Annotated in this window: 22 protein-coding genes; 5 read left to right on the forward strand and 17 right to left on the reverse strand. The window is 69.8% G+C overall.

From position 1 onward, the window contains the following. The first annotated feature begins 264 nt into the window (after window positions 1-264). Both ACWDEW_RS37115 and ACWDEW_RS37120 read left to right on the forward strand, forming a co-directional pair. Window positions 265-930, forward strand: a complete 666-nt coding sequence (locus ACWDEW_RS37115; protein ID WP_450518959.1) for a DUF6629 family protein — start codon at window positions 265-267, stop codon at window positions 928-930. Between the two features lie 89 nt (window positions 931-1,019). Beyond that, window positions 1,020-1,286: a DUF6959 family protein gene (locus tag ACWDEW_RS37120; RefSeq protein WP_450518961.1), complete on the forward strand. Its 267-nt coding sequence runs from the start codon at window positions 1,020-1,022 to the stop codon at window positions 1,284-1,286. An 11-nt stretch (window positions 1,287-1,297) separates the two neighbouring features. On the opposite strand, the gene ACWDEW_RS37125 is transcribed toward ACWDEW_RS37120, so the two are convergent. Both ACWDEW_RS37125 and ACWDEW_RS37130 read right to left on the reverse strand, forming a co-directional pair. Then, complete coding sequence (locus tag ACWDEW_RS37125; RefSeq protein ID WP_450518963.1) at window positions 1,298-2,767, reverse strand: arabinose isomerase; 1,470 nt, start codon at window positions 2,765-2,767, stop codon at window positions 1,298-1,300. A 61-nt stretch (window positions 2,768-2,828) separates the two neighbouring features. Beyond that, on the reverse strand, window positions 2,829-4,118 hold the full coding sequence (locus ACWDEW_RS37130; protein WP_450518965.1) for an MFS transporter: 1,290 nt from the start codon (window positions 4,116-4,118) through the stop codon (window positions 2,829-2,831). Window positions 4,119-4,337: 219 nt separating this feature from the next. Here ACWDEW_RS37130 and ACWDEW_RS37135 point away from each other — a divergent pair, with 219 nt between their 5' ends. Beyond that, entirely contained in the window at window positions 4,338-8,288 is a 3,951-nt protein-coding gene (locus ACWDEW_RS37135; RefSeq protein WP_450518967.1) for a glycosyl hydrolase, read from the forward strand. Here ACWDEW_RS37135 and ACWDEW_RS37140 read toward each other — a convergent pair. Then, window positions 8,271-9,296: a LacI family DNA-binding transcriptional regulator gene (locus ACWDEW_RS37140; protein WP_450518969.1), complete on the reverse strand. Its 1,026-nt coding sequence runs from the start codon at window positions 9,294-9,296 to the stop codon at window positions 8,271-8,273. The genes ACWDEW_RS37135 and ACWDEW_RS37140 overlap by 18 nt on opposite strands. A gap of 148 nt (window positions 9,297-9,444) precedes the next feature. Here ACWDEW_RS37140 and ACWDEW_RS37145 point away from each other — a divergent pair, with 148 nt between their 5' ends. After that, window positions 9,445-10,131 (forward strand): TetR/AcrR family transcriptional regulator, encoded by a 687-nt coding sequence (locus ACWDEW_RS37145; protein ID WP_450518971.1) that lies wholly within the window; start codon window positions 9,445-9,447, stop codon window positions 10,129-10,131. A 37-nt stretch (window positions 10,132-10,168) separates the two neighbouring features. Here ACWDEW_RS37145 and ACWDEW_RS37150 read toward each other — a convergent pair whose 3' ends face one another. The 3 genes from ACWDEW_RS37150 to ACWDEW_RS37160 form a co-directional block, all read right to left on the reverse strand. Beyond that, window positions 10,169-10,441, reverse strand: a complete 273-nt coding sequence (locus ACWDEW_RS37150) for a hypothetical protein (RefSeq protein WP_450518973.1) — start codon at window positions 10,439-10,441, stop codon at window positions 10,169-10,171. A gap of 9 nt (window positions 10,442-10,450) precedes the next feature. Then, window positions 10,451-10,804 carry a CocE/NonD family hydrolase C-terminal non-catalytic domain-containing protein gene (locus ACWDEW_RS37155; RefSeq protein ID WP_450518975.1) on the reverse strand — a complete coding sequence of 118 codons (354 nt, stop codon included), beginning with the start codon at window positions 10,802-10,804 and terminating at the stop codon, window positions 10,451-10,453. Between the two features lie 112 nt (window positions 10,805-10,916). Beyond that, on the reverse strand, window positions 10,917-11,327 hold the full coding sequence (locus ACWDEW_RS37160; protein ID WP_450518977.1) for a hypothetical protein: 411 nt from the start codon (window positions 11,325-11,327) through the stop codon (window positions 10,917-10,919). Window positions 11,328-11,863: 536 nt separating this feature from the next. On the opposite strand from ACWDEW_RS37160, the gene ACWDEW_RS37165 reads away from it, so the two are divergent. Beyond that, window positions 11,864-12,295 (forward strand): hypothetical protein, encoded by a 432-nt coding sequence (locus ACWDEW_RS37165; RefSeq protein ID WP_450518979.1) that lies wholly within the window; start codon window positions 11,864-11,866, stop codon window positions 12,293-12,295. Here the strand turns inward: ACWDEW_RS37165 and ACWDEW_RS37170 are convergent. The 11 genes from ACWDEW_RS37170 to lgt form a co-directional block, all read right to left on the reverse strand. Beyond that, on the reverse strand, window positions 12,285-13,703 hold the full coding sequence (locus tag ACWDEW_RS37170) for an NADH-quinone oxidoreductase subunit N (RefSeq protein WP_450518981.1): 1,419 nt from the start codon (window positions 13,701-13,703) through the stop codon (window positions 12,285-12,287). The genes ACWDEW_RS37165 and ACWDEW_RS37170 overlap by 11 nt on opposite strands. After that, the gene (locus ACWDEW_RS37175) at window positions 13,700-15,205 is read right to left on the reverse strand and encodes a complex I subunit 4 family protein (protein WP_450519103.1); all 1,506 of its coding nucleotides are present in this window, start codon (window positions 15,203-15,205) and stop codon (window positions 13,700-13,702) included. The genes ACWDEW_RS37170 and ACWDEW_RS37175 overlap by 4 nt, the downstream gene beginning before the upstream one ends. A gap of 5 nt (window positions 15,206-15,210) precedes the next feature. Continuing rightward, the gene (locus ACWDEW_RS37180) at window positions 15,211-17,058 is read right to left on the reverse strand and encodes an NADH-quinone oxidoreductase subunit 5 family protein (RefSeq protein ID WP_450518983.1); all 1,848 of its coding nucleotides are present in this window, start codon (window positions 17,056-17,058) and stop codon (window positions 15,211-15,213) included. Continuing rightward, complete coding sequence (locus ACWDEW_RS37185; protein WP_450518985.1) at window positions 17,055-17,360, reverse strand: NADH-quinone oxidoreductase subunit NuoK; 306 nt, start codon at window positions 17,358-17,360, stop codon at window positions 17,055-17,057. The genes ACWDEW_RS37180 and ACWDEW_RS37185 overlap by 4 nt, the downstream gene beginning before the upstream one ends. Then, window positions 17,357-17,917: an NADH-quinone oxidoreductase subunit J gene (locus ACWDEW_RS37190; protein WP_450519104.1), complete on the reverse strand. Its 561-nt coding sequence runs from the start codon at window positions 17,915-17,917 to the stop codon at window positions 17,357-17,359. The genes ACWDEW_RS37185 and ACWDEW_RS37190 overlap by 4 nt, the downstream gene beginning before the upstream one ends. A gap of 31 nt (window positions 17,918-17,948) precedes the next feature. Next, window positions 17,949-18,893, reverse strand: a complete 945-nt coding sequence (locus ACWDEW_RS37195; protein ID WP_450518987.1) for an NADH-quinone oxidoreductase subunit H — start codon at window positions 18,891-18,893, stop codon at window positions 17,949-17,951. Continuing rightward, window positions 18,886-20,436, reverse strand: a complete 1,551-nt coding sequence (locus ACWDEW_RS37200) for a hypothetical protein (protein ID WP_450518989.1) — start codon at window positions 20,434-20,436, stop codon at window positions 18,886-18,888. The genes ACWDEW_RS37195 and ACWDEW_RS37200 overlap by 8 nt, the downstream gene beginning before the upstream one ends. Further along, window positions 20,427-20,783 (reverse strand): NADH-quinone oxidoreductase subunit A, encoded by a 357-nt coding sequence (locus ACWDEW_RS37205; RefSeq protein ID WP_450518991.1) that lies wholly within the window; start codon window positions 20,781-20,783, stop codon window positions 20,427-20,429. Before ACWDEW_RS37205 ends, ACWDEW_RS37200 begins: the two co-directional genes overlap by 10 nt. Window positions 20,784-20,923: 140 nt before the next feature. After that, a complete protein-coding gene (locus ACWDEW_RS37210; RefSeq protein ID WP_450518993.1) occupies window positions 20,924-21,340 on the reverse strand; it encodes a plastocyanin/azurin family copper-binding protein in 417 nt (138 codons plus the stop codon). A 124-nt stretch (window positions 21,341-21,464) separates the two neighbouring features. Beyond that, window positions 21,465-21,710 (reverse strand): hypothetical protein, encoded by a 246-nt coding sequence (locus ACWDEW_RS37215; protein ID WP_450518995.1) that lies wholly within the window; start codon window positions 21,708-21,710, stop codon window positions 21,465-21,467. Then, window positions 21,707-22,570, reverse strand: a complete 864-nt coding sequence (gene lgt / locus ACWDEW_RS37220; protein ID WP_450518997.1) for a prolipoprotein diacylglyceryl transferase — start codon at window positions 22,568-22,570, stop codon at window positions 21,707-21,709. Before lgt ends, ACWDEW_RS37215 begins: the two co-directional genes overlap by 4 nt. Window positions 22,571-22,609: the final 39 nt, after the last annotated feature.

The raw sequence follows: 22,609 nt of genomic DNA on the forward strand, positions 1-22,609 counted from the left end.
GTCCTCCTGGGCGTGCGCACGGTGTGCGGTGGGCGGGGTCAGCCAATCACGGCGGGACGCTCGCGCGCAGGCCGGGGGTGGTTTCGGGGCCCGGTCGTCAACTGCGCCGGGGGACAGGTGCGTTGAGCGGGCGGGGGGATCGAAGGCGCGCGCGGGTATGTGATCACGGCGCGCCGCGGCCGTGGTGCCACCCGGCGCGCGGCGGGGCCGAGACGTAGCGTGAAGGTGACGCAGGCGGACGCCGACCGATCACGTGGGAGAGCGATGTGCTGGAGTGCGAAGGCCGATCTCGTCGCGGGCGCGGGCGTCCTCGCCGTAGGGGTGGCCTGTGTGGTCCGGACCCGTCGGCCGGCCGATCTGCCGCTGGCCGCCCTGCCGTGGCTGCTCGGTGTCCACCAGATCGTCGAGTCGCTGGTGTGGGCCGCCGGCGGAGGCACCGGTGCCGCCACCGTCACCTGGGCCGTCATCGCCCTGCCGATGGTGGCGGTGTGGGTTCCGGCGGGCGTGTGGTGCGCCGCGCCACCGCGGGCCCGGCCCCGGCTCGCCGTACTGCCGGCGGTCGGGGCGGCCACGGCCGCGGCACTCGCCTACGCTCTCGTCGCGCATCCGGTGACGTCCGAGATCCGCGGCCACACCGTCGGGTACGTCGTCGACCTGTCCCACCCTCAACTGGTCATCGCCGGCTACCTCGTGGCGACGGTCGGCTCGCTGCTGCTGTCCGGTGACCGCGGGCTGCTGGTGCTGGGGATCCTGGTCACGGTCGGCGCGCTCGTCTGCTGGACGCTGTGGGAGCTGGAGTTCGTCTCCACGTGGTGCGCGGTCGCCGCGGTGTCCTCGGTGGTCCTGTTCTTCTGGGTGCGAGGCAGGGACGGGCAGCCGGGAAAGCGGCCGTACGCCGGTGTGGCGGGCGGCCGGTCCGCACGACCGTGACGGAGCCGGGGCGCGAGTCCGGCGGGGTCCGAAGTGCTCCGCGTACAACTTCGTTGATGTCGGGCGGTGCTGTCCGGTTGGATGGCGCCATGGAACGCGTTGACGTAGAGCTGTTCACTGACGGCGGGAACGTCGCCGTGGTCCGTCTGCCCGGTCGCCGGTTCCCCGGTGTGCTGATCCAGGGCGACTCCCTGCACATACTCCGCAGCGATGTGGCCGAGGTGGTCGAGGCCTGCGAGCGCGGTGACCTCGCCGAGGCGGGGGAGTCCGCCGGGCTGCTGCTCGCGGGCCTCGACGCGCTGCTGACGCGTTACTCCCTGGCGCTGGCGAACCACAGCATCCACGTGCCCTACTGAATCGACTGCGTTCACACCTCCCGGTGCTCGATGCCCAGCAGGCTCGCGGCGGCGCGGAAGTCGGCGGAATGGTGGCCGAGGGCGAGGGACCAGTGGTGGCCGACGCCCGTGGCACTCCACGCGTCGACCCACTCGCCGGGATCGCGGCCGAAGTCGACCCGGCTGGTGGTGTTGCCGATCGCGAGCAGCGGTCCGGGTACGACGCTGCCCTCGGACGTGATGAACGACAGGGAGCCGTCGGCGTCCTGGCCGAGGCCGAGCAGGGTCACGGGACCGTGCCGGACGTCGAACTCCACGCTGACGCCCCAGCCGCGCTTGCCGTGGTAGACGCCCAGGCCGCGCAGCAGCGGATCACGGGAGCTGACCGCGAGGTGCGCGGGCCCGTCGTGCCCCATCTCCACCACCCCGTCCTCGAAGTCGAGGGCCTGGATCTCGGTGAAGGAACCCCCGGCGCCGATGCTCTGCGTCGCCAACTGGGCCAGGCTGGTGCGGAGTTCGTACTCACCGGCGGCTGGCATGCCCCGGGCGGTGAGCAGGGAGGCACCCAGGATCATGCCGGCGCCGAGCCTTTCGTGCAGTTCGCCGTCCAGACCGCGGTGGTAGTAGGCGAGGGTGTCGAGACCGAAGTCCTCGACGAGCCGGTCGAGCGCGACCGACACGGTCGCCCCCCACGCGAGGTCCTCGTCGACCACGCTGTCGTCCACGGCGAAGATCCGCCGGGCGAGAGCCGTGCGCTCCCGGGTCTCGGCCTCGCTCACCCGCTCCACGCGTTGCCGTAGATCGTCGAACTCCAGCACCTCGACATGCGAGCCGAACGTCGCCGGGAGCAGCGTCAGATCCGTCGACACGTCGAGCATGCCGGGATAGAGATGCCCCATCAGACCGTGCCGGGCGTGCCGGAGCGCGGCCCGGACCCGTGCCGCCCGGACCCACTGCTCGATGCGCCGCCAGGCGGACTCCTGGCGCAGCCAGCCCGAAACCGAACGGAAGGGGATGCCGGCCCGCCGGAAGACGTTGCCGACCTCGGGCACCGGGCACTGTCCGCAGTAGGCGAGCCATGCGCCGGTGTCGAAGGAGGCGTGGTCCATCCGTTCGGACGGCTGGAGGTCGACGACCAGGACGGGGGTGTGCGAACGCTGGGCGATCGGCAGCACCATCGACGAGGTCAGGTACGTCGTCAGGAACAGGACGATCAAGTCGCAGTCCGCGCGCCTGAGTTGCTCGGCGGCGACCGCTCCCTCCGCGGCGTCGGAGATGAAGCCGACGTCCGTCACCTCCGCGTCCAACTGCCGGAAGCGGTCGGCCACATAGGCGGACGACTGCTGCAACTGCGGGAGAAGGTCGGGGAATTGCGGCCAGTAGGTGCCGAGTCCGCCCGCCACCAGTCCGATCCGGGTCCGGCGGCGGGTCACCGGGGGCAGCGACTCCCGCAGGGCGGCGGTGCGTTCCGCGGTCGCGGTGGTGGGTTCGGTCGTAGCCATGGTGCGGTGTTCCTTCCGGGTACCGGTACGGATTCGGGTCCGGGTCGTGCCCGGACCCGCGTCAGGTCCGCGCCACGCCCAGACTCGCCGGGGCGGTGGCGGTGTCGGGGGAACGCCGGATGAGGGTGTGGATGACGTACACGCCCGCGACGCCCGACGCCGCCATGCAGAGAGTTATCGACCAGAGCAGGACGGAGGCGCTGTAGTCCATCAGGGCGGGCGTGACGAACGCGACGCCCGCGAAGACCCCGCGCGACAGGGCGTAGGTGAGGCCCTGGGTGGTGCCGCGGGTGTCCGGGGGCAGCGTCAGCTGCGACCACACCTTGTAACTGGCCTCCCCCGCAAAGGGGTTGGAGATCTGGTACAGCACGAAGAAGACGAGCATGCCGACGAGCGCGCCGGCCGTGAGGGAGGCGATGCAGAAGGCGAGGACCTGTACGACCGTGAAGACGTAGAAGAGCCGGTCGCGCCAGGGGGTGTCGGCGAGCCGGACGAAGACGAACGTCAGCACCAGCGCGATGGGCAGGAACGCCAGGTTGATCCCGGTGGCCAGGCTCTGCGAGGCGCCGCTGACCGTGACCAGCAGGTAAGTGCCGAACTGGCCGAAGGTGTTGGCGCCGATGCCCCAGGTGACGTAGTAGACGAAGGTCGCGACCATCGGCACCAGCGCGGCCCGGTTGCAGATGTTCTTCAGCTCGATGCCCCGCGGCACGGCCTCCGTCGGCACCTCCTCCTCGGCCGGCTCGTCGGGCAGTTCCAGCCGGGAGCGCAGCTGCCAGGTGACCAGTGCGGCGACGACCAGATGGCCGGTGATGAACCGCGCCCCGGTCAGGCCCGTGTCGGACAGGAGGTAGCCGAGGAAGATCACGACGACGATGCCGAGCACCCACATGACCTGGGTGAAGGACACCAGCCGCGCCCGGCCCTCGGGGGGCGCGGCGTCCGAGACCACGGCCAGGGACGTCGGCAGATCGGCACCGGCCGCCAGCCCCGCGACCAGCACGCCGACGAAGAGCACGATGTCGTTCGGCGCCAGCGTGATGACGATGGCGCCCACCGCGTAGCAGAGGATGTCCAGGTTGTAGACGCGGCGGCGCCCGAAGAGGTCGGCGAGGCGTCCGCCGACGAGGGAGCCGACGGCGATGCAGCCGGTGACGATCGCGCTGATCGCCCCGGCCATCCACACGCCCATGTCGTAACTGTCGCGGTAGATGGCCAGGTTGACGGCGATGCTGACGATGAGCGCGGCGTCCAGATAGGAGGCCATGCCCGAGAGGGCGGCGACCTTCCACAAGTGCTTCGGGATGGGCTGCTCCGGGCGTGCCTGGGCAGCGGGCAGGAATCGGCTCATGGTGCGGCTCCTCGCGGCTCCGGGGCCGGGGTCGCAGTGAATATAGGGTTAGGAAAACGTTCCAACAAGCCCCCTTGCGCCATTCGACGTGAAGAAGTGTCAGCCTTCTTCCCGGACCCCGCCACCGGTGCCAACATTGCAGGTGGCAGACGACTGAGCCGACCTAAAACGTTTTTGATCCGTATGGGTGACCGAGCCGCACCCGGAAGGACCGCCGACGTGATCTCTCCCGCGCTCCAGCAGCTCTTCGACGCCCCGCCCCGGGACTTCGGCCCCACCCCGCTGTGGTGGTGGTCCGGCGCCAAGGTCACCCGCGAGCGTCTCGACCGGCAGCTGCGCAGCTTCGCGGACGGCGGCGTCCACAACCTCGTGGTGATCAACCTGGCCCCGGCAGGCCCGAGTTTCGGCGCCCGGACCGACGACCCGCCGTGGTTCGGCGAGGAGTGGTGGGACCGCTTCACCGACACCTGCCGGATCGCCCGGGACATCGGCACCCGTCTGTGGTTCTACGACCAGATCGGCTTCTCCGGCGCCAACGTCCAAGGCGCCGTCACCCGACGGCACTTGGCCGCCACCGGCCGCGCACTGCGCTGCCGCCGGGCCACCGTCTCGGGCGGCACGGTCGCCCCGCAGGGCGCCGAAACCCTCGTTGCCGCCTACGACTTGACGGGCCGTCGGCTGCAAGTGGCCTTCGATTCCGGTGCCTTCCGGATCATGGCCGCGGACGGCACGGACGTACGCCTCGTCGTCGCCGTCCCCACGGCCTTCGACTACCTCTCCCCGCGCGCCGGAGAACTGCTGCTGGACGCCGTCCACCACGAGTACGACCGCCGGGTCCCCGAGTACCTGGGCAACGTCGTCGCGGGCAGCTTCCAGGACGAACTGCCCGCCACGAACTCGTGGAGTCCACGCTTCCCGGCGGAGTTCCGCGCCCGCCGCGGCTACGACCTGCTCGACCACCTGCCGGCCCTGTTCGGCCCTGCGGACGCCCGCGCGGCGAAGATCCGCGGCGACTACTACGCCGTTCGCGCCGAACTCACCGAAGAGGCCCTCTTCAAGCCCCTCGCGGCCTGGCACACGGAACGCGGCATGCTCGTCGGAGCCGACCAGAGCAACCCCGCGCGAGCCGGGTTCCCGGCCCAGTCGACACAGATCTACACCGACTACTTCCGCACCCACCGCTGGTACGGCGCCGTCGGCAGCGACCATCACGGCGACTCCAAGGTCCACTCCTCCATGGCCCACCTCTACGGCCACGAGCGCGTCTGGATCGAGGCCTTCCACTCCTCCGGCTGGGGCGGCACCCTCGCCGACACCTACGACTGGCTCCTGCCGTTCCTGCGCAGCGGCGCCAACCTGTACAACCCGCACGCCAGTTACTTCGGCACCGCGGGCGGCTGGTTCGAGTGGGCACCTCCGTCCACCGACTGGCGCCAGCCCTACTGGCAGCAGTACCCGGCGTTCTCCCGGGCCGTCGCCCGGATCTGCTCGATCATGTCCTGGGGCACCTACAGCGCCGAGGTCGCGGTCCTGCACCCCACCACCACCATGCAGGCCCTCCTCCCGCTCGACGCACCCGTGCACCACTTCGGCGACGGCCGCCTCGGCGACGACCACGCCGACGTCGACGAGACCCAGGAGCACTACCTCGGCCTGTGCGGCACGAACAACTGGCTCGGCCCGCACGTCGGTTCGCTGGACCGCCACGGCATCTCCTTCGACGTCGTCGACGACGCCTCCGTGCAGCGCGCCACGGCCGCCGAAGGCGCCCTGCGCGTAGCGGACTTGGCGTACCGCGCCGTACTGCTGCCCTCGGCGAGCGTCCTGGAGGAGGAGACGGCACGCCGGCTGTCCCAACTCCTCGACGCGGGCGGCCGGGTGGTGGTCGTGGGCCGTCCGCCCGCGTCGGCCGCCGGACTGGCCGGTGACGACTCCGTGGTCGCGGCCCTCCTGAAGCACCCGCGCCTGGAGCGGGCGAGCGACGCCGAGACCGGCGCGGCGACGGTGGCGGACAACGCCGGACACGCGACCGGCGAGGTGCCCCTGCTCGTCAGGAGAACGGGAGCCGATGCGGTGGCCCTGGTGACAGGCGCCTTCCCCGACGCCCGCACGCTGCCGGGAGACGCCGACCACGAGGCGGACCCCGCCCGTTACGCCCACCACTCGACCGTCACCGTGCACGCCGAGGTCGCCGAGGCCGAGATCTGGAACCCGGCGAGCGGCACCCGACAACAGGCGGACATCACGGTCCGCGACGGCCGCTCGACCATCGCGGTGCCACTGGAGGGCGCCCCCGCCGTCCTCGTCGTATGGCGCGAAGGCACCCCACGGACACCCCGGACGTCCGCACCACCACCGAGCCCGGAACGGACGACCGACGTCTCGGACGGCTGGGAAGGCCGCCTGGTCCCCACCATGGACAACACCTGGGGCGACCTGGCGCTCCCGGCGGGCTCGTCCGTCGCCGAACCGCAGATCTGGACCATGCACTGGACCGAGACGGACGGCCCCGACGCCAACTGGCAACCTGCACGGGCGACTTACGGCAACCGCGTCCGCGTCCTGCCTCCGACACCGGCCGCCCGCGCCCCCGAACCGCTGGACGGGCCCGGTGTCGAACGGGTCCTCGCCGACACCCTCCCCCTCACGGCCTCGGACGAGGACTGGCGTGTCTCGCTGTACTCGTCGACCCGAGGGATCCCGGAACCGGACGGCCTGCTCGGCAACAAGGGGCTGGTGACCGAGGAGTTCGTGCGCGTCCCCGTGCCCGGACCCGGGACGGTCGCCAGAGTCCGGGCGATCGTCGAGACGGACCACCGCGGCCCCGCCGATCTGCACGTGGGTGCCGCGGCCGTCAAACGGGTCTGGTGGAACGGCGAACTCGTCGACACCGCCGCTGGATACCTCACCACCGCACGCGTGACGGTCGCACTGCCCCGCAACGTCCTCGAATACGAACTCGCCGACGCCCAGGACAGACCGCTGCTGATCTCCGGCGCCGCGGACACACCCCTGGGCAGCTACTTCTGCCTGGCCCGACCGGACGGATTCGCCCCGCGCCCACAGTTCATGTGCCTGCCCGAGGACGTACGACCGCAGGGCGGGGTGACGTATCGAGGGCGTCTGCGTGCCTCCGGAGAGGCGGTACTCGTCGTGGGTGCCGCGGTGGGTGTCACCGTGCTGCTCGACGGGACGGTCGTCGCACGCCAGGAGAAGGCGGAGTACTACGAGTCCGACTGGGGCGCCGTACCGATGTTCTTCCGCCACCAACTCGCCCTGGAGGAGGGCGAACACGTCCTGGAAGTGGTGGCCGACGCCGTCCGCCCGCGCGAGGCGGTGTTCGTCGACTGCGTGACCCGCACGGAGTCGGCGGTGAACTCTCTTACCAGCGGAGCCGGTTGGGAGGCCGAGACGGGGGAGTGGCACGGCCGGACCGTCGAACACGATGGCCGGTGGGGCGAGTTGCAGCACTGCTACGCGGCCGTACGACCCCACTCGCTGCCGGAGAGCGAGTGGCTGACCGGCGCTCCGGTGCTCGGCACCGCCGGACTGCCCCTGCGCTCCACGGACACCGTCCGGCCCCGCGCGCAGCGCTTCCGCTTCACCGTGCCGCCGGGCACCGTATCGCTGGACCTGCCGCTGGAGTTGGCGGCGAGGGTGCGGGTCGGTGACAGTGATGCTCGGCCGCTGGACGGCGAGACACTGACGTTGGACCAACCGCTGGCGCGGGCAACGGAGTTGGAGATCGTCACCGAACCCACGGCGGTCCTGCGGCGTGGCTCCGCCTGGCGCGGACCGGTGCGCGTCCGTACCGTACCGGCGCGATTCCCGCTGGGGGACTGGCAGTTGCTGGGGTTGGTCGGCTGGAGCGGTGGGGTGACGTACTCACGGGAGGTGGAGGTGCCGGCCGGTGCGGACCCGGTGCTGGACCTCGGGCGGGTGCGCGGCAGCGTGTCGGTCGCCCTCGACGGGGAGTGTGTCGGCGAGGCGTTCTGTCCGCCGTACCGCTTTCAACTCCCGGGCGCCGCAGGGCGGACGGTCCGTCTGGATGTGACGGTCAACAACACTCTCGCGCCCTACCTGGCGGAGGCCACCCCCACCGCCTGGGCCTTCCCGTCCCAGCTCCCGTCCGGACTCATGGGGCCCGTGACGCTACGAACTCCGGTCTGACGGGGGCCGCGTGGAGTCGCGCAGGACGAGGTCGGGGGCGAACACCCTTGTCTCGTGGGCGTGTTCGGCACGGGCCTCCACCTCGTCGAGCAGCATCCCGACGGCCGCCCGGCCCAGCTCCTCGACCGGCTGCCGTACCGTCGTCAGGGTCGTGCCGACGAAGCTCGCTATGTCCAGGTCGCCGTAGCCGACCACCTGCACGTCCTCGGGTATGCGCACACCCCGCTCACCCAGTCCGCGGCAGAGCCCGGCGGCGAGGAAGTCGTTGGTGCAGAAGACGCCGTCGGGCAGTTCGTCGAGGCCACGCGCGATCTCCAGGCCGTATGCCACCGTCATCTCGTCGGCGACGATCTGGCGCAGCCGTGCCTCGCGCTGGGTGCGGACGGCCTGGCGGGCGCCCTGGTGGCGGTCCGCGCACTGCACGATCCCGCGCTCGCCGTTCACGACGAGGATGTCGCGCGCGCCCCGGTTCAGGAGGTGCTGTACGGCGATCCGGCCGCCGGCGATGTCGTCGACGGAGACGGAACAGCCGTCCTGGGCTGGCAGCGCGCGGTCCGCGAGCACCAGTGGGATGCCGCGTTCGCGCAGCCGGGTGAGCCGGGTGGGGTCGGCGCCGAGCGGGACCACCACCGCCCCGACGGCCCGTTGCTCGATCAGCATCGTGAAGTAGCCCTGCTCCCGCTCGGGATCGTCTCCGCTGTCGCAGAGCACGAGCGAGTAGCCGTGGTCGTAGGCCGCGTCGGCGGCACCCCGTGCGATGCGCGAGTAGAAGGAGTTGGCCACGTCGGGCAGGACGAGCCCGATCGAGGACGAGTGCCCGGTGCGCAGTCCGGCGGCACCCGGATGCGGTACGTAGTCGAGGGCGGCGACGGCGTCACGGACCCGCTCGGCGGTGCGGGCGTTGACCCGCTCCGGCCGGTTCAGGACGTTCGACACCGTGGACACGGAGACTCCCGCGGCGGCCGCGACATCCTGAATACGGGCGGGGCGAACCTGGATGACGTCCACCCCCCTCGCTCTGACAGCCGCGCGACCAGGCACGACACGGTCCTCATGGGCGCGGAAAGTCTACCTCGGTGGGTCTTGGAACGTTTTCCGCGGGGTGCCGGACACCGAACGCAAACCCGGCCGTGATCAACGGGGCTAGCATGTCGGCATGGCCGAGGGTGCTGGGGCCGATGGTCCGAGGGAGAGCGACCGCCCGCTGAGGCGCGATGCCGCCCTCAACCGGGAGAAGATCCTGCGTGCCGCGCGGGAGGTCTTCGGCCGGCACGGGCTGGGAGTCACGCTCGACGACGTGGCCCGGCACGCAGGCGTCGGGGTCGGCACCGTGTATCGGCGCTTTCCCGACAAGGACTCCCTCGTACGGGCCCTGTTCAAGCAGGATCTGGAGATCCGGCAGGCGTCCGCCGAGCGGGCGCTCGCTCATCCTGACCCGTGGCAGGGGTTCGTCGACTTCCTCACGGAGATGGGGGCCGATCTCGCCGAGAACCGCGGCCTGCACGAAGTGATCATGCTGGGCAGTCACAGTTCCGAGCCCCTGGAGACCGCGCGGGGCGGCATGCTGCCATTTCTGGAGGCCTTGATCCGGCGGGCCCAGGAGAGCGGGGATCTGCGCCCGGAGATCAGTCCTTCCGACATCCCGGTCATGGTGGAGATGCTGAGCGCCGCCAGTCGGTTCACCCAGGGCAGGCGGCCCGACATCCGGCGGCGCTGTATCGAGATCCTGCTGAACGGCGTCCGGCAGCGTCCCGACAATCTTCCCCTGACGACACCGAGCCTGGGCAATGAGACGGTGGAGCAGGTGATGGGGCTGGTCCGGTCGGCCCCGGCAGAGGCGTAGCAGGTCTGCCGTGCGAGCAGACCTGCCGTCCGTGCGGTCAGGAGGACGGTCCCCGGTCCTCGTCGCTGGGAGTCGCCGAACTCGGCGTCGTCAGGGGCAGGTTGACGGACGACGCGGCCTGTGGGAAGCGTTCGATCGTGTAGACGCCGCCGGCCAGGTTCGCGGACTCCTGCGGGGTCGGGGCGACGGGGAAGTGGAAGTCCGCCGGTGGCCGGCTGTCGATGCTGATCCGGATGCGGTAACCGGCCGGAATCCTGGTGAAGTTGGACAGCAGCGAGATGTCGTACCTGGTCGTCTGCCCCGGGGTCACCGGGCGCTGCTATGCCTGGGTGAACGGGTGGCTCGGTTTGCGCAGGGTGCCGTTGTCGCCGTACCAGCTCTGCTGGGTGTCCACGGTGCGCTGACTGCCCAGAAGGATTCCGTCGGCCTGCTTGGTCACCGTCCCGTCCGGCGCGACGATGCTCAGCTTGGCCGAGAGTTCGGTCTCCGGTGTCGTCGACTCGGCGTACAGAGTCACGTCGGTCGGGCCGTTCAGCAGGGCCGCCTTGCTGAGCGGGGCGCTGGTGTAGGTCGGCGTGTCGGCCGCGGTCGCCGCACTCCAGGTGAGGGTGTCGCTTCCGTCGAGGTGTCGGCCATGCCCGTGGGCGCGTTCTTGAGCCAGGTCTCGAACCACTCCAGGCGAATGGCCTGCGGTGTCGCCTCGTTGACGTGTTCTCCGTGGGTCCAGGGCTCGACGATCGCCTGGTAGCGGCCGGTGACGGGTTCGTCCGATGCGATCGGATCCGTCAACGGGCGGTGGTAGTAAGCGCTTTGGCCGCCACATTGGCGCCCAGGTCGCCGCCGGGGAACAGGTCGTTCCAGCCGGCCGCGGACAGCGCCGGAATCCCGTTGGCCACGATCCGCGGCATGAGTTTCTGTACGTCGAGGGCCTGCCAGTAGGCGTCGTCGTAGGAGCGTGAACCGCCCGATGCCTGCTGGGCGATGGTCACCGACTGGGTGTCGGTGGCGGGATCGTCCTCGGGGCCGCGCGGCTCGGCCTGGGCGATGCCGGCCACGAACGGGGTGGGGATCCCGCCGTTGGCGATGAGGTCGTTGTAGAAGTTCGAGTCGGTGCAGAACGGTGTGATGGCCTTGAGCGCGGAGTTCTTCCCCACGGCCGCCGCGGTGGACCACTGGTTTCTGGCGAAGGCGGTCATGTGAGGCATCGTTGCTGCTCTCGTCGTTGGGTGGTGGCGATATCGTCCGGAAGGGGGTTGCCGGGGCGCAATACCTCTTCCGTCTTACGGAAGGAGCAGAGGAAACTGCCTGTTCAGAGCGAGTGCTCGTGGGGACGAGTGAGATCAGGAGTGTGCTGGACCGGCGACTTGGCTGCGCGTTTCCGTCAGTGGGTTGGGTCAACCTCGGCGCTTCCGCTTTGCGTTATGTGCGAGCTTTGGGAATTTTCTGTCGACTGTTGTGCCACGAACTGGTGGTACACCGGCAGAAGTTGTATCACCGCAGATCAACCTTAATCATTTCCGCGTTGATGGGCCCTGGGGTCGAATCCGGGTCGAATTTGCCGTTCTTTCGCCTCTCCAGCGCGTAGTTGCAGGTCAGGAGTGGGGGTGAGAGGGCGTGATGGCAGGCAGTGCGAGACCGATTGCTGAGGCTGTGGCCTTGAAGGGTGTACCCGAGCAGGTTCTTGGTCTGCTGGTGGTGCACGAGCTACACGCCGTTGGCCAGCGTAAATCGCGTGGCTCCGCGCTCGGAGTGGTTCGCCGGCCCGGGAATGGTCCGGATCTTGATCGTATGCGGTCCCTTGGTGTCTTCCGGGAACGGTGCACTTGATCAAGACGCCGACGACAGGTCAGGGCTGCCGGGGCGGCAGGTTGAGGTCACGAGCAGGACGGTGGAAGAGCTAGTGACTGACGACGGCGACCAGGACGTAGAGGAAATCAACGGCGACCGGGACGCCGTGGAGGGTGAGCAGGGCATCGTTGGCCGAGTGCAGTACGCGCAACCAGGAGGAAGGCCCCGACGAGGGAGGGGCGATGACTACCTTGCCGCGTTGCTGCCAGCTGGAGGCGTCTCCGCCTGGGGGCGCGGAATCCGCAACCGCGAGGAGCGCCGGAGCCACGACTACAAGTTCGCAGCCCGGTTGATGTCTGTGCACCTCAATGACTGATGGATTCGGCTAGCACGTTGAGGACGGGCCCTCCGGCAAGGCCGAGGCCAAGGGAGATCCCCGTGGCGGCGTACGCCATGACGCGCGCCGCACGGTCGCCGTCGGCGGACGAGGAAGAACCGCCCCGAGAGACCGCGGGCACGATCCACCGCAGGTAGTAGAACAGCGACGCCACGGTGTTGGCGGCGGCCAGGACGGCGAGCCACGCGTAGCCGCCGTCGAACGCGGCGCTGAACGACTCGAGTTTGCCGAGGAAGACGGCGGTGGGCGGGGTGCCGACGAGCCCCAGCAGACAGATGACGAGGCTCGCGGCGAGCAGCGGACGTTGTTTCGCGAGTCCTCGGTAGTCGTCCAGGGTGTGCGCGTGGGGGAGTGCGCAGACCACGGCGAAGGCACCGAGGTTGGTGACCGTGTACGCCGCGAGGTAGTAGAGCAGCGCCTGTTGGGCCAGGTCCGAGCGGCCCGCCACGGCAACCGGCATAAGCAGAAAGCCGACCTGGCTGATCGTCGAGTACGCGAGTAGCCGCTTGACGTCCTGCTGGAAGAACGCGCCGAGATTGCCGAGCGTCATGGACGCGGCCGCGAGGACGGCGATGAGCGGGGGCCACGGCAGAGTGCTGTCCGCGAAGACCACATCGCCGAGCCGGAAGAGCGCGGCCAGCGCGCCGATCTTCGGAACGGTGGTGAGCAGCGCCGCGACCATTGGGCTGCTGCCCTGCACGGCGTCGGGCACCCAGAAGTGCGCCGGCACACCGCCTGCCTTGAACAGAACGCCCGCCAAAAGCCCGATGGCGCCTGTGGCGACCAGCACCTTGGGTGCGTCGCGGAACGCGTCCCCGAGCATCGGGTATCCGGTTCCGCGACCGGTGGCGTAGAGGACCGTGATGCCGGTGAGCATCAGCACGCCCAACAGGGCGCCGATCACGTAGTACTTGAGGGCGGCTTCGGCGCCGGGCCCGTCCTTGCGGAACCCGGCGAGCGTGTAGGCGGGGATGCTCGCCAGCAGGTAGCCGGCCGCGAGCAGCAGCAGGTCCTGCGTGCCCGCCATCATCAGCGCGCCGAGGGCCGCCAGTTGCACCAGGACGTAGAACTCGCTCTCCCGCGGGTCTCCCCGCAGAGGTCCGAAAGAGACCCCGAGGACGAGAATGATGCCGCCGAGAACCACGATCCGGGACGTGCTGGTCACCGGGTCGATGGCGAAGGCCTCGCCGAAGGCGGTCGTGGCAGGGCCGGCCGCGGCCACCGCCGCCGCGGCGATGCCGGCCACACATGCGACGCAGGCCAGCAGGCCCACGCCCCACTGCCGTGCGCGCGGCAGCCAGGAGCCGAGGAGCAGCCCGAGCACGGCCGACGCGGCCAGCAGCACCTCCGGGAGGAGGTCGAGCGGGTTCTCGTTCATCTCCGTCATCGGGTGAGCAGCTCCAGAACGGAGCGGGAGGCCGGCTCGATGATGTCGAGAAGGAAGCGCGGTGCCACTCCGAGCACCACGGCCAGCACGAGCAGCGGCACGACGGCGAGGCCCTCGTGGATGCGAATGTCGGGGAACGCGCGCGGCGTGCCCGGTGCGTCGGGCAGGTGGAGAGGTCCCGTGAAGAGCTGTCGCAGGGCGCGCAGGAACAGGCCGGCGGTGAGGAGGATGCCGATGACCGCGAGTGACGTGGCCAGGGGGCGTGGTCCGAGGCTTCCGGTGAAGATCTGGAACTCGGCGATGAATCCGGAGAAGCCCGGCAGGCCGAGCGAGGCGAAGGCCGCGATGCCGGTCATGGCCGCGAACGCGGGTGCTACGGCGGCCAGTCCGGAGTATGAGCCCATGTCGTACGTCCGCCCCCGTTCGTAGAGCACCCCGGCGAGCAGGAACAGGGCGCCGGTGAGCAGGCCGTGGCTGACCATCTGCGTCACCGCTCCGGTGACGGCGAGAGAGCGGGCCTGCGCGGAGCTGTCCGAGGTCGCGGCGGCGGCGCCGATCGCGAGCACGATGTAGCCCATGTGGTTCACGGAGGTGTAGGCGACCATCCGTTTGAAGTCGGTCTGCGCGAGGGCGACGAGGGCGCCGTGGAGCACCGAGAGCACGCCGATGACGACGAGGACCAGGGCGTAGCGTCGCCAGGCCCCAGGGAGCATCGGCATGGCGATGCGTACGAAACCGTACGTGCCCATCTTCAGCAGCACCCCGGCAAGGATGGCCGAACCGGCCGCGGGCGCCTCTACATGGGCGAGCGGCAGCCAGGTGTGGAACGGCACGGTCGGTGTCTTCACCGCCAGGCCGACGACGATCGCCAGCAGCACGAGGCCGCCGTAGACGGAGCGTCCGGCGAGCGGGTTCTGGCGTGTCAGTTCGACCATGTCGAAGGTGTGCGGGGACGCGGCGAGGTACAGGCCGATGAAGCCGAGCAGGAGTGCGAGCGAACCGATGAAGGTGTAGAGGAAGAACTTCAGCGCGGCGCGGGCCGCTTGCCGGTGGCCCCATCCGGCGATGATGAAGTACATCGCCACGATGGACAGGTCGAAGAAGACGAAGAAGAGGATCAGATCGAGGGCCGCGAACAGCCCGAGACACGTGGTCTCGAGGAAGAGGAACAGTGCGGCGAACTCGCGGATACGGCGCTTCTCGCGCAGCGAGTACAACGCGCAGGCGAGGAACAGCAGACAGGTGAGAGCCAGCAGAGGGAGCGAGAGACCGTCGACGCCGACGTGGTAGCCGACGCCGGCGCTGGGAATCCAGCGGGCGCGCTGCTCGTACTGCATTCCGTCGTCGGTGTGGTACCCCGTCCACATCGCGATGACCAGGGCGAGTTCCAGCGCCGACGCCAGGATCCACACGATGCGGACGAACGTCGGAGTCGTGCGCCCGGGCAGGGCGAACAGCAGCAGCGCGACTGCTACGGGCACGAAGACGAGCGCGGTGAGCAAGCGGGTCACCTCACGAGGACGAGCACGACGGCGAGGACGGTGAAGGCCGCGACGGCCTGGGCGAGGTACTGGTGCAGCTGGCCGGTCTGTGGGCGGCGCGCCAAGCGGCCGAGGGCACGGGTTCCGGCGGCGACCGCGGTGACCGCGCCGTCCACGGCGTGCTCCACCACGTTGTTCGTCCAGTGGGCGAAGCGAACGGCTGACGCGGCCGCCCCGTCGACGGCCCGGTCCAGCCCGAGGTCGTCGAACATCGCGGCGGCGCGTGCGAGGCGCATGACAGGGGCCACCAGGAGCAGGTGGGCGGCACGTTCGAGGAGGAGCCAGTCCGCGAAGCCCGACTTCGCCCGTTCAGGCAGGGGCAGCGGGCGTGTTCCCCAGGCCCAGGTGACTGCGCCCGCCAGCAGAGCAAGACCCCCGGAGAGCGCGAACTCCCAGATATGCGGGGCGGGTTGACCGGTGTGGGCGAGGACGCGTTCGACGCTGTCGCGCAGCGGCGGGAAGGCCAACGGCGTCAACGCGAGGCAGGCCACGGCCAGCAGAACGAGTGGCGCCACCGCCCCCTCCGGGATCCGGCGGGCGTCGGGTCGTGGCACTGCGGGCCGCCAGACGAACCACAGGGCCTTGGCGCTGTAGACCGCCGACAGCAGCGCGGCGGCCAGCCCGGCGGCGTACAGCCAAGGGTTGGCTTCCAGGGCCCCCGAGAGCAGGACGTCCTTTGCGGCCCACAGCGAGAGCGGTGGAAGCCCGGCCAGGGAAATCGCGGCCACGGTGAAGGCCATGCCGACCGTCCGCTGGTGGCGGGCGGCGCCGAGCAGTTCGGGGAGCCGCTGCGTGCCCAGCGCGGTCAGCCAGGCGCCCGCACCCAGGAAGAGCAGGCTCTTCGCCGCCGCGTGAGCGATGAGCTGCAGCGTCCCGCCGGAGGTCGCGCCGGTTCCGGCCGCGAGCACCATGAAGCCGATCTGCGCACAACTCGACGCGGCCAGCAGTTGCTTGAGATCCGTCTGCGCCACCGCGACGAGCCCCAGACCGACCGCGGTGGCCGCTCCTGCCCATGCGACCACGTCGTCGCCCCAGCCGGAGGCGTCCAGCAGCGGCCCGGTCCGCAGCAGCAGATACGCCCCCGCGACGACCATCGTGGCCGAGTGCAGCAGCGCGGAGACCGGACTCGGGCCCTGCATGGCCTTCGACAGCCAGAAACTGAAGGGCAGTTGGGCGGACTTGCCGAGGGCGGCGGCGACGATGCCGGCGGTGACGAAGGACAACCACGGTTCGTCGATGCGCCCGAGGCCGCCGAGCGACAGCGTCGAATCCTGACCGCTCGCGAGCGCGGCACCGGCCGCCAGATAGAGACCGAGGTCCGCGGTACGGGTGGTCAGGAATGCCGTGTTCGCCGCGCTCGTGCGCTGCGGATCCCGCCACCAGTAGCCGATGAGCGCCCACGAGGTGGCGCCCATGACCTCCCACCCCATCAGGAGGACCGGAAGGGTCGCCGCGGTGACGGTCACGAGCATGCTCCCGGCGAACAGCAGCATCAGCCCGAAGAAGCGGGCCCGCGCCTCGTCCGCGCCGAACTCCGCGACGCTGAAGAGGAGTACGGCGAGGGTGACCGCGGTGACCGTGACGGCCAGCAGGCCGGACAGCCCGTCCACCGCGAGCCGTACCGGCAGACCGTCGAGAAGTGGAGCCTGTACGGTCGGGTGCCGGAAGGCCGCCGTGACGGCGAGTCCCGTCGTGGCGACCGCCACGGCGAGGGCGATACCGGGTGCCGGCCGGTCGGCCCTGCGCCCCGCAACCAGAAACAGGACACCGGAGCCGAGCGGTACGGCGACCAGCGCCCACAGCAGGGCGCTCATTCCCTCAACTCCGCCGCCATGTCGGTCAGGTCGATCTCCCGCGACCGGAACAGGGCGGTGGCGACGGCGAATCCGATCGCCATCTCCAGTGCCATCGCGGTGACCGCCACGACGATCAGAACCTGTCCGTCGGCGGTCGTCGGCGCGATGTAGTGCCAGGTCGCCGCGGCGGCCAGGATCACGCCGCCCAGCATCAACTCGATGCCCATCATCAGCATCACGATCGACTGCTGGGTCAGCGCCCCGAACAGCCCGATGCAGAAGAGTGCGGCGGCCGGCAGCAGAAACAGCTCCAGACTCACCGGCCGACACCGCCTCGTACGGGATCGTTCGCGTGGCGAGCCCGCAGATCGTCGCCGAACCGGTCGTACCTCCCGCGCCGGGTGGCCAGCACCACGGTCGCCACGATCGTGGCGAACAGAGCCATGCCCAGGGTCATCATGGTGAGCATCTGCGGGCCCATGAGCGACATACCGAGATCCATGGTCGGATCGGCGGGAGCCCTGCCCTTGCGCGCCGGCCAGGGCGCGAACAGGATCCCGCCTGCCAAGAGCGCGAACACCAGCCCGCAGAGCACGGCCGCACCCTTCTTGTTGTGGATCATCGTCATCGGCATCAGCCCGGCCGGATTCATCATGTACATCACCATGAAGACAGCCATGATGGCCATCTCGATGGTCATCATCAGCACGATGACGATGCCCAGGTAGTCGAGCCCCAGCAGTACGACGAGCCCGCCCACGCACAGCAGCGAGGTCAGCAGGGAGAACGTCGCGCGGGCCATGGAGTCGAAGCGGAACACCATCGTGCCGCTGACGACCGCAAGAATGGCCAGCGCCCAGAAGACCGCGACACCCATTACGTACGACACCTCGCTCTCGTCATTGCCTTCACCGGTTCAGCACCACCACTGCCACGACCAGCGCCTGCACGATCGCCAACGGGGTCAGTACGACCCAGGCCAACTCCGCATAACGCTCCATCCGCAGCGTCGGAACCCTGCGCCGGACCCAGACCAGGAACACCAGCACGGCCGTCGTCTTGAGCACGGTCCACGCCCAGCCGGGTAGCAGCGGACCGTGCCCGCCGCCCAGGAAGAGCGGCACACTGAACGCCGCGGCGACCACCAGCAGCAGCCACCGGCCACCGAGGAAGAGCACACGGTCCGCCCCGGACAGCTCGGAGGCCGCGCCGCCGGCCACGTCCCGCCCGACGGGCTGGTCGAACGGCCCCCAGAACGCCATCGCCATGGCGCTGAGCAGATAGATCCCGAAGGCCACCGGCATCCACACCGCGAACCACAACCCGGCCTGGGCGTCCACGACTTCACCCACCCGCAGTGACCCGGCGCCGAGCGCAGCCGTGGTGATCGCGAGCATGTGCGGCAGTTCGTACGCCAGCCCCTGCGCCAGGAAGCGGTAGCCGCCGATGAGCGACAAGGCGGAGTTCGGTCCCCAGCCCGCCAGCCACACCGCGGCCCAGGCCAACGCCTCCATGGCGTTGAACCAGACGATTCCTTCCGGCAGATCGCTCAGCGACCGGAAGCCCAGCGGCAGTACGACGGCGGCGAGCACCGCGGCAACGGGCAGGAGAGCGGTCCCGATCCGGGTCAGCGGCACGTCCGACGCACGAGTCCGCCGCGGTTGCTGCACAAGCTGCCGCAGCACCTCGCGACCGGGACTCATGGCTCGGACGGATGTCTCACGGAGCGACCCGGACCGTCCGCTTCGAGCCCCGGCGGACAGCAGGGCGTCGAAACCGGCAGTCACCACGGCCACGGCGACCAGGAGCAGGGGAAGCACGAAGACCGCCCACAGCGGAGCGCGCTCAGCCATGAACCATCCCTGTCACGGATACAGGCAGAAGTTCGTCGAGATCCGGGTCGAGGCTCGCGACGATGATCCGCGCGCACGCGAACTCGGCGCCCTCCAGCAGACCGGGCAGGACGTCCAACAGTGCCCGTGAGGGCGGCGCCGAACCGAAGACCCTCCCGCGCGGTCCGACCGCCTGGGACGTGTCGAGAGCCCCGGAGTCGTCAGCCGCGGCCGCACTGCGCCCGACCGCGTCCAGCCACACGAGCATACGGTTGTGCGCGTCCCCGTCGGCGACCAGCGCGGGACCCGTGACGCCCTGACGCCGCGCCTGCTCGACAGGCAGCGGCCCCAGTCCGGCAGTCAGCCAACGCAGCGTCCGTGAACGCTCGGCGCGACGGACCAAAGGCCGTACGACAGCGGAGAGTTCCGTGGCGGAGGCCCCCGCGAGGGCGCGGTCCCGTACGTGCCGGGCACGGGCGGCCATGTCACTCCACCCGGCCACGGCGAAGAACCTGCCCAGACTGTCCAGGTGCGCGGCACACAGCCGTCGTGCCGCCTCGCCCTGAGAAACCCGCTCGCCCGCGGCGGCGCGCAGGAACGGCTCGTTCCAGAAGGGCAGTTGTGGCGATGGGGGAGGGGCCGACCGTTCAACGGTGGCCTCTTGAACGATGTCGCCCTGAAGGGAAACCCTTAGAACCAGTCCCGCGGGCCAGTCGGCCAGCGCGGGACCCAGGGGCACGTGCAGGCGGTCGAGCCGCAGGCCGTCCCGGTCGTCGGCGCGCTCCGCCATGGGCAGACCGTCGACTACGCCCATGCCGTGCCCGGCGTGACCGTGATGACCGCCATGCATGTTGTGACTGTCATGGCCGTCGTGCGCCTCGTGTCCGCCGTGCTCGGTGTGATGCTCGTGGCCAGCATCGTCCTTGGGCGCATCCTGGTCCTGGTCTTCGTGTGCTCCGTGCCCCTCTGGCCCGCCGTCGCCGTGTTCGCTGTGCTCCGCATGGTCATGGTGGCCGTGTTGTTCCATGTCCTCGGAGACCGGCGGGGAGTGCTCACCTCCGTGATCGTGCGCTTCTTGCGCTGGGCTGCCGTGATGACCGGGATGGGGAGTGCCATCACCGTGTTCATGGTGAGCTGTGTGTTCCCCGCCCGAACCATGGCCGTCATGGCCCTCGTGCGCCGAGTGTTCGCCGACCTCTTCGTGACCGCGGTGACCTTGCTGACCGTCGCTCTCACCGTGGGCGGCCGGAAGCCCTCCACCCTCGAGTTCAAGCAGCCCGCGATCGAGCGCATCGGAAGCCTCTTCCGCATCCGTGACTCGTATCCGGGCCTTGGGCGCCGGAATGCCGTCCCACACGCTCGCGACCCAACCGTTGTCCTCGGCGCCGGGTTCGCCCGCGACCACGAGCAGATCCGCGTCCGCGGGCACGGCCGCGCATGGCCATCTCCGCCGTACCAACTCGGCCTCGACCGCCAGCCGTTCGCGTGTCGCCCCGGGACATACCACCAGCAGCACTCCCGGCCGGGACATCGCCGCGCGCACCAGCGTGCGTTTCAACTCCACCGGAAGGCTCCCTCTCGCCAGGCGTACCCGACACCCGCGAACAGCACACCGAGGAAGAGGAACATCTCGACGACCGCGCTCGTACCGACCGCCGAGACCACCTTCGTCCACGGATACATGAACAACATCTCCATGTCGAAGGCGAGGAAGATCATCGTGACCGGGTACCAGCGAACGTGGAACCGGGACAGAGCGTGCTCCTGCGGTTCGAGCCCACCGCCGAACGGACCTGAGTGCAAGGGCTCGCGGATCGCTCGCAGCGCGATCGAGACGGCGTGCAGCAGGACGACCGCCGCGACGAGAAGTACGAGAAGCGTCAGCACTGGTTGCCAGTCGGAACTCTCCACTCGGCTCCTTCCCCTGATGGCCCCCGAACCCGGCTACCGCCGCCAGGCATCATGCCAACCACGTGCGGCCGGCCGAATGCGCGACACCGCGATCAGCGGTCGATTCTCCTCAAATCCCGTGAGGCGTTGGCCGACGCGTCTCAGCCGACCTTGATGCTCTGCACCATGCCAAGCCCTTTGTGACCGGGCACGGGACAGTAGAGCTCATAGCTGCCCTTTTTGAGGGTCACCGTCACTTCTGCATGTTGGCCACCTTGGAGGTTCTTGGTCTTCGCCTCGGACACGCCGGGTCCCTCGATTTCCAGGGCATGCGTGACCTTGCCGGCGTTGTCGGCGGTGAAGGTGTACGTGCCCGGGGTGAAGGTGTTCCGGGACAGTTTCAGTGCGTACTCGGTCTCGGTCACCGTCACGTGGGTGCCGGAGGTGGTTTTGGTCGCGCCCGTGCTGTCTGTGCCATTCGTCTGACCGCCGCCCCCGCTGGAGCAGGCTGCCAGGGCAAGAGAGGCGGAGAAGGCCAGCGCGGTCGTACGGAGTGCGACTTGTGTTGAGATCGCCATGTGACTCATCCCCTTCGGGGCCTACTGCGAGCCGCCGGGCTCGTCGCCATATGTGACAAGAGGCCCTATATGAGAGATACGGATACAAGGCGTGCTCCGTTCAGGCGCGTGCCCGTACCACCGGCTATGGCTTTGCGTCCATCGCGCCGGCCCGCCAGAGTCCGAAGACCGCCACCACCATGCCGCCCGCCAGGTAGAAGACGGAGTGGCCGCCGGGGAGTACCTTCAGGTCGCTGAACTCCTCGATCCAGTTCACGACGGCGACCGCCAGGCTCACCCCGAACAAGGACCATCCGAAGATCCTGTTCGGCGCGGACCGGGTGTGCAGCTTGCCGATCTTGAGCTGGTTGTGCTTGATGCTGCTGCTCATACGCTCGCCTTCTCCGCTTCGAGGGCGTCCGCCCCGGTGTCATTCGACGGAATGTCCTCCACCCCGGGGTGCCGTCGGGCCGAGATCACCAGGTAGGTGACGGCGCCGGTGAAGGCGATGATGGAGGTCCAGTCGTTCAGCCGCAGACCCAGGAAGTGGTGCGCCTCGTCGATCCGCAGGTACTCGATCCAGAACCGGCCGACCGTGTACGCGGCCACGTAGAGCGCGAAGGTCCGCCCGTGGCCCAGGGCGAAGCGAGTGCCCGCCCAGATGACCAGCGCCGCGACGCCGACGTCCCACAGCGACTCGTAGAGGAAGGTGGGGTGGAAGGTCACCACGTCCGCGTAGTCGGCGGGCCGCTTGTCCGGGGAGATCTCCAGGCCCCACGGGAGCGTGGTCGGGCGGCCGAAGAGCTCCTGGTTGAACCAGTTCCCCCACCGCCCGATCGCCTGCGCGAGCGCGACGCCGGGCGCGACCGCGTCCGCGAAGGCGGGGAGTGGTACCTCGTGTCGACGGCACCCGATCCAGGCGCCGAGGCCGCCCAACGCGATGGCTCCCCAGATGCCGAGGCCGCCCTCCCAGATGTACAGGGCCTTGACGGGTTCGCCGCCCGCCCCGAAGTACGCGTCCGGGCTGGTGATCACATGGTAGAGGCGACCGCCGACGATCCCGAAGGGCACGGCCCAGAAGGCGATGTCGGCGACCGTCTCCTTCGTGCCTCCGCGCTCCACCCAGCGCCGTGTGCCCAGCCAGACGGCGACGAAGACGCCCACGATGATGCAGAAGGCGTACGCCCTCAGCGGGATCGGGCCCAGGTGGAGGACCCCGGTGGAGGGGCTGGGCAGTGCGGCGAGGTGCATACCGGCACTATAGAGGATTCAGCTAAGTAGATTAGTAAA

It is taken from the genome of Streptomyces sp. NPDC001100 (assembly GCF_053598575.1).